This window comes from Streptomyces wedmorensis (assembly GCF_000716445.1).
In the GTDB taxonomy this organism is placed as follows: Bacteria; Actinomycetota; Actinomycetes; order Streptomycetales; family Streptomycetaceae; genus Streptomyces; species Streptomyces wedmorensis.
Genome location: NZ_JNWK01000150.1, coordinates 1 through 1,260, shown reverse-complemented (window position 1 = coordinate 1,260; position 1,260 = coordinate 1). Strand labels below are relative to the sequence as shown.

General features: G+C 66.9%; 2 protein-coding genes. One reads left to right on the top strand and one right to left on the bottom strand.

What is annotated here, in order from left to right:
- Nucleotides 1–49 precede the first annotated feature (49 nt).
- On the top strand, nt 50–406 hold the full coding sequence (locus OO54_RS40860; protein ID WP_033212793.1) for a hypothetical protein: 357 nt from the start codon (nt 50–52) through the stop codon (nt 404–406).
- Here OO54_RS40860 and OO54_RS45640 read toward each other — a convergent pair.
- Nucleotides 396–1,216, bottom strand: a protein-coding gene (locus OO54_RS45640) for an IS5 family transposase (RefSeq protein WP_418953264.1) whose coding sequence is annotated in 2 segments (ribosomal slippage) — nt 396–866 and nt 869–1,216 — 819 coding nt in all. Because the reading frame shifts where the segments join, the coding sequence is not laid out codon by codon here. The genes OO54_RS40860 and OO54_RS45640 overlap by 11 nt on opposite strands.
- Between the last annotated feature and the right edge of the window lie 44 nt (nt 1,217–1,260).

Here is a 1,260-nt window from a genome sequence, read left to right as displayed (position 1 = left end):
TAAGACGTCGTTTCTTATGGCTGTCAGAGCGGCATGAGAGCCTCCTGACATGAGCTACGACCTGGCTGTCTGGGAAGGCGAGAGGCCGGCGGATGACAAGACCGCCGGCCGAGTCTTCAACGATTTGTGCGACCGCTACATCGACAGCGAGGTAGAAGAGCCTCCATCCGAACGCGTCGCGGCTTACGTGGCCGCGCTGCTTGAACGGTGGTGCGACATCACCGAGGACGAGGAGGACACCTCGCCCTGGTCGACCGGCCCGTTGATCGGCGAGGCCAGTGGCCCGCTGATCTACTTCCCCATGCGGTGGAGCATGGCCGAGGAGGCGTCGGCCTACGCGGCGGCCGTGGCGGAGTCCATGGGGTTGATCTGTTTCGACGTGCAGGAGAACCGGCTCAGGCCGTAAGCAGGGCCGCCAGTCGGCGGTGGCCGATGAGGATGGCGGCTATGCCGACGAAGGCGAGGAAGTGTTCGGCCTTGCGTTCGTAACGGCGGTGGAGCCTTCGGCAACCTGCCAGCCAGGACACGGTTCTCTCGACCACCCACCGATGCCGGCCCAGCCGCTGTGAGGACTCGACGCCCTTGCGGGCGATGCGGTGACGGATTCCCCGCCGGCGGAGCCATCGGCGCAGGTGGTCGTAGTCGTAGCCCTTGTCCGCGTGCAGTTTCGCCGGCAGTCGGCGCCGGGGCCCGCGGCGGGACCGGATGGGCGGGATGCCGCGCACAAGCGGCTCCAGGCCCTGGCTGTCGTGCATGTTCGCGCCGGAGATACCTAGGGACAGGGGCAGTCCGTTCCGGTCGGTGATCAGGTGGATCTTCGATCCGAGTTTGCCGCGGTCGGTCGGATTCGGTCCCGTCAGTGGCCCCCTTTTGCGGCCCGCAGGCTGACGGAGTCGATCGCACACCTCGACCAGTCCAGCTCGCCTCGCGCCCCGAGTTCGTCGAGGATCACGCGGTACAGCTTGGCCCAGACCCGGTCCCGGCTCCACTGGGCAAACCGCCGGTAGACCGTCTGCCAGGCGGGGCCGAACACCGGCGGCAACTGCCGCCACGTGCAGCCCGAGGTCGCCACGAAGATGATCGCAGCCAGAGCCTCGCGGTCACCCGCCCGACGCCGGCCGCCACCCTGCGGACGTATCACCTCAGTCGGTGGCACCACCCGCCGAAACAGCACCCACAACTCGTCCGGCACCAACCGCTCAACCAGATCCGTCATGCACGGAACAACGAGCGATCACGCCATAAGAAACGATGTCTAAG

Coding starts and splice junctions, on each gene's coding strand:
- OO54_RS40860 (WP_033212793.1), top strand. CDS start 50: ATGAGCTACGACCTGGCTGTCTGGGAAGGCGAGAGGCCGGCGGATGAC.